Source organism: Caldisericia bacterium (assembly GCA_021158845.1).
In the GTDB taxonomy this organism is placed as follows: domain Bacteria; phylum Caldisericota; class Caldisericia; order B22-G15; family B22-G15; genus B22-G15.
Window position 1 is genome coordinate 1 of record JAGGSY010000024.1, and the last position, 4816, is coordinate 4816.

Annotated in this window: 6 protein-coding genes; 3 read left to right on the forward strand and 3 right to left on the reverse strand. The window is 35.9% G+C overall.

Annotation, left to right across the window (positions count from 1 at the left end; genetic code table 11):
- The 3 genes from J7J33_00920 to J7J33_00930 all read left to right on the forward strand — a co-directional run.
- On the forward strand, positions 1–377 hold a 377-nt coding region (locus tag J7J33_00920), incomplete at its 5' end, for a biotin/lipoyl-binding protein (GenBank protein MCD6167857.1).
- 1 nt (position 378) lies between these two features.
- The gene (locus tag J7J33_00925; GenBank protein MCD6167858.1) at positions 379–1512 is read left to right on the forward strand and encodes a sodium ion-translocating decarboxylase subunit beta; all 1134 of its coding nucleotides are present in this window, start codon (positions 379–381) and stop codon (positions 1510–1512) included.
- Positions 1513–1515: 3 nt separating this feature from the next.
- Entirely contained in the window at positions 1516–2052 is a 537-nt protein-coding gene (locus J7J33_00930) for a biotin transporter BioY (GenBank protein ID MCD6167859.1), read from the forward strand.
- Here the strand turns inward: J7J33_00930 and J7J33_00935 are convergent.
- The 3 genes from J7J33_00935 to J7J33_00945 all read right to left on the reverse strand — a co-directional run.
- Positions 2038–3078 carry a 2-hydroxyglutaryl-CoA dehydratase gene (locus J7J33_00935; protein ID MCD6167860.1) on the reverse strand — a complete coding sequence of 347 codons (1041 nt, stop codon included), beginning with the start codon at positions 3076–3078 and terminating at the stop codon, positions 2038–2040. The genes J7J33_00930 and J7J33_00935 overlap by 15 nt on opposite strands.
- Entirely contained in the window at positions 3075–4211 is a 1137-nt protein-coding gene (locus J7J33_00940) for a CoA protein activase (GenBank protein MCD6167861.1), read from the reverse strand. Before J7J33_00940 ends, J7J33_00935 begins: the two co-directional genes overlap by 4 nt.
- The coding region (locus J7J33_00945) for a hypothetical protein (protein MCD6167862.1) at positions 4204–4816 on the reverse strand (613 nt) is incomplete at its 5' end. The genes J7J33_00945 and J7J33_00940, both read right to left, overlap by 8 nt.

Sequence of the window (4816 nt, forward strand, 5' to 3'; positions counted from 1 at the left end):
TTGAAGTTATTGTTGAAGAAATAGGTGAGTCAAAGACTCCCCAGGTTAAAGAGGTAAAGGAGGTTAAAAGGGAAGTTCCAACTATTCCAGTTTCCACTCCTCAACCAACCCAGCCTGTAAAGAAAGAGACAAAACAGGTGAAGGTAGCTAAAGGGGTTAAAGTAGTATCCGCACCCCTCCCTGGAAAGGTACTAAAAGTTAATGTATCTCCTGGAAAGGCAGTAAAGAAAGGTGATGTTCTGCTTGTTATTGAAGCTATGAAGATGGAAAATGAGATATTTGCAGCAGAAGATGGAGTGGTTAAAGCTGTTCATGTTTCTACTGGTCAAAATGTTGAGACTGGAGATCCTATGGTTGAAATAGAAGTTGGAGGATAAAATGGAATCCTTAATTAGTTTGTTCTCTATGAGCGGTCTTTCTGCAATTACAGTAAAACAGTTAATAATGATGGGTGTTGGAGGAGTACTTATCTATCTTGGAATTGCCAAAAAGTTTGAACCAATTCTTCTTATTCCAATAGGTTTTGGTTGTATTCTAACAAATATTCCACTTGCAGGTTTTACCGCACCACCTCATGGAATGCACGCCGGTGGTTTGTTCTATTACCTATACAAAGTTGGAATAGAAACTGAGATATTTCCTGTTCTCATATTTTTGGGTGTAGGAGCAATGACAGATTTTGGACCGCTTATTGCCAATCCATGGATGGTTCTTCTTGGAGGTGCAGTACAAATAGGAATTTTTGTTGCTTTACTTATAGCTCTTGCTCTTGGATTCTCAATGAAAGAAGCTGCTGCAATTGGAATAATAGGTGGAGCGGATGGCCCAGCTACGATATATACAGGTGTTGAATTAGCACCCCACCTTCTTGGTCCCATAGCAGTTGCTGCATATACCTACATGTCACTTGTTCCCATCATTCAACCTCCTATCATGAAACTCCTTACAACTAAAGAGGAAAGAGCCGTTGTTATGGAACAGTTGAGACCTGTCTCGAAGACAGAAAAGATACTCTTTCCCATAGTGGTTGCTATAGTTGTAAGTTTGATCTTCCCTGTAATAGCTCCACTATTTGGGATGCTAATGCTTGGAAATCTCTTTCGAGAAAGTGGAGTTGTGGAAAGATTAAGGAAAACAGCTGCAAATGAATTGATAAACATTGTCACGATATTTCTTGCAACAACAATTGGTTCAACAATGAAAGGAGAAACATTCTTAACTATAAGAACTTTGGAAATAATAGCTCTTGGTCTTATAGCATTTGCATCAGCTACAGCAGCTGGTGTGCTCATGGGTAAATTGTTCTACCGACTTAGTGGTGGTAAAATAAATCCTTTAATTGGTTCTGCAGGAGTCGCAGCAGTTCCTATGGCTGCAAGAGTATCTCAAAAAATTGGACAGGAGGAGAACCCGCATAATTTTCTTTTAATGCATGCTATGGGCCCTAATGTTGCTGGACTTATTGGATCTGCAGTGGTTGCTGGAATTATGATAACCCTTCTTGGACATTAATACATGAAGTTAAGGAATCTTGTTTTCTCCTCGCTTTTCTCTATCCTTATAGTGATTGGCTCTTATATCTCCATCCCTCTACCATTTACTCCAGTTCCACTAACCCTTCAGTTGTTCTTCGTTCTTCTGTCAGGAGTTATATTAGGACCATACTTTGGTTTTCTCTCTGTTCTAATGTATGAAATTTTAGGGATTATTGGTTTTCCTGTATTTGCAGGAGGGCAGGCTGGCTTATCTGCCCTCCTTGGCCCAACAGGTGGCTATTTACTCGGATTTCTAATTGCCCCACTTCTTATAGGATACATGTTCAAGAGAAACGAAAAATTACTTATTCCATCTATATTTTTTGCGATTTTTGCAATTCACACCTTTGGTGTAATATACCTCTCTTTTAATCTTTCTATTCCTCTACTAAAAGCTTTTTACATAGGCTCACTACCATTTATTCCTGTGGATTTAGTTAAAGGAATCCTTGCATACATGTCTTCTTTACTACTACTTAAGAATAAGGAATTTAGAAGATTGTTATTTTTTGAGTAAAAGGTTTTTTGGCGAAGGTTCAATTTTATCTCTATCTAACTTTCCGCCTGAGAGAGCTAATTTACCACTATATCTGCCACATATATCTCCCCAAATGGCAATAATTTTATTTTCTTCAATGATTTCATATACCTCACAGTTGTTTGGACATTTGTCACAGTAGAAAACCTTTGTATCATAAGTTTTCTTGGAAATTTTAAATCCCTTAAATTTTGTTTTTGTCCCCTTATGCATGACAAACTCTTTTGAAAACATTGCTGCTCCAATTGCTCCCATTATCTTGTTATGTTTTGGAACTATAATCTTATCATGAAGTGCATCCTCAAATGCTTTTACAATACCTATATTTTCCGATACACCACCCTGAAATACAAATTTCGGATGAAGTTCCTTTCCTCTTGCAACGTTGTTTAAATAATTTCTTACTAAACTTTCACATAGACCTCTTATTATGTCTTCTCTCTTCGCCCCCATCTGAGCTTTGTGAATCATATCAGATTCAGCAAAAACAGTGCATCTTCCTGCAATTCTTACTGGGTTTTTTGAAAGGAGTGCGAGTCTTCCAAACTCTTTAATATCCACTCCGAGTCTCTCTGCCTGGTGATCAAGGAAAGATCCTGTCCCAGCTGCACATACTGTATTCATAGCAAAATCAACAACAATACCATCTCTTACTATTATTATCTTTGAATCTTGTCCTCCAATCTCAAAAATTGTTCCAACATCTGGGATCTCTTTTATAGTTGCAATTGCATGCGCTGAAATTTCATTTTTTATTACATCTGCTCCAACAACAACACCTGCAAGATATCTTGCACTCCCTGTAGTCCCTACCGAAAAAATCTCAAACTCCTTAAATCTTTCCTTGAGTTCCTCTTCTATACTTGAAAGTCCCTTTTTTATCGCAAGAATAGGATTCCCTTGCGTTCTTAAATACCTTGAAGTAATTAAATTCTCATCAATGTCAAGAACTGCAATATCAGTAGAAACAGAGCCAACATCTATACCTATACTCAGCTTTTTCATACAAGCACCTCCTTTTGTTTATATTTCCTCTCTCTTAAAAGATCGACAAATGCCTCAAGCCTTGTAATCAGCCCTGCCTCCCCTGTTTGCTCATCCAATGAAATACTCAAAACTGGCATATCAATATCTCTGCTAACCTTGGCAAGTATCTCTTTCGCTACAATTTCTGGTAGGCATCCAAATGGTAAAACATGAACTACTCCATCGTATCCTTTCTCTTTATACAGGATTGTATTCATAACGCTCTCTTGCCCATCTCCTCCTATGAAGCAGTTGAGGTAAGGTTTTATAATTTTCATCATATGTTCTTTATGTTTTTTGACAAATATTATTCTATCAGAAGCCCATGTACTTGTCCTTAAAGACCTATCTACCTCGACTCCCAAATAGGCAAGTTTCTTTTCTATCTCTCTATTATTGTCATAATCCATCAGCATATAGGCCTCTCCTACTAATCCAACCTTTATAACTTCTTTCTTTTTATCTATAGTTATCCTCTTTAACATTTCCACTCCTTCTTCATAGGCTTCCTTTATCTTTCTCAAATTATTATATGGTGCTTTATCTAAAATTGTTAACGCCTTGTTAAGTGTATTAAGAGTTTCACCTCTATTAATCTCTCTTGGCATTATTTTGTATGCTAACTTTTCAAGTTTATCAATAAAGTAAAGTTTGTATCCAGCGTTTATAAAGCCTTTTATTACCTTCCATGGAGGATGGAAGCCAAACAGTTTTCCTATCATCTTTATAAACTTTGGAAAACCTCTGTAAAATGGATGGTCTATACCTTCAACTGTTATTATTTCAAAATTTTTGTAACCCAAATCTTTTAGTATTTTTTCGTGAAGCGCATTATAGTATCCAAATCTACATGGTCCATATCCACCAAGAGATATTATATATACTTTCCGCTCTTTCCCAAGATTCAATCTTTCAAAAAGATCAAGATACTGTCCTAATAAAACTTTGAATGGAAAGCATATTCCCTCTGGGCTATATTTAACTCCAAGCTCCAGTACTCTCTTATTTAATGGTCTTGGAATTATGGGAATATCACCTATATTTTTAATGTAGGTTTTAAAAGAGATCCACGAATTTCCCATTCTTGGAAATATGATCAACCTTTTAGACATAAATTTCTCTTCCCTTTCTTATCTTCAATAGATCAAGAAAGGCTTCGAGTCTTGTTAATATACCTGCTTCTCCTGTTTGTTCATCTATAACAAGATGAATGAGAGGTTTTTTATTTCTTTCCTTGTTAAAAATATCAAGTAATTTTGTGTAAATTGCACTCAGTCCACAACCAAACGAAGAGATGGTGATTACCCCATCAATATCTTTACTACTCAAGAAGTACAATCCTGCTTTTAAAGCAACATTACTCTGATGCCAGAATAGGTCTTTATTTAAAAATTTATAGCTTCTATTTATCAATTTATAGTTAAGCATATTGGAGACAACATAATTAATACCCATCTTTTTGAGTTTATCTAAGATTGAGGCATTTAAGTATCCATCATATATATCATAGGGAAAGCCTACTATGCCAATTAAGATTCCACTTTTCATTTTCTTTGGCTTTAGCTTTTTAAGATTTGTTAATCTTGGATAGAGCTCGAGTGTATTATATCCCCTATTTAAATAATATTCATATGTTTTTTGAAAAGCGAGGGATTTCCTTATGATAGATTTTATTTCCTTCCTGGTCTTGTTCGATAATAACACACCAATTTTAAAC

Coding starts and splice junctions, on each gene's coding strand:
- J7J33_00940 (MCD6167861.1), bottom strand. CDS start 4,211: ATGTCTAAAAGGTTGATCATATTTCCAAGAATGGGAAATTCGTGGATC.
- J7J33_00925 (MCD6167858.1), top strand. CDS start 379: ATGGAATCCTTAATTAGTTTGTTCTCTATGAGCGGTCTTTCTGCAATT.
- J7J33_00935 (MCD6167860.1), bottom strand. CDS start 3,078: ATGAAAAAGCTGAGTATAGGTATAGATGTTGGCTCTGTTTCTACTGAT.
- J7J33_00930 (MCD6167859.1), top strand. CDS start 1,516: ATGAAGTTAAGGAATCTTGTTTTCTCCTCGCTTTTCTCTATCCTTATA.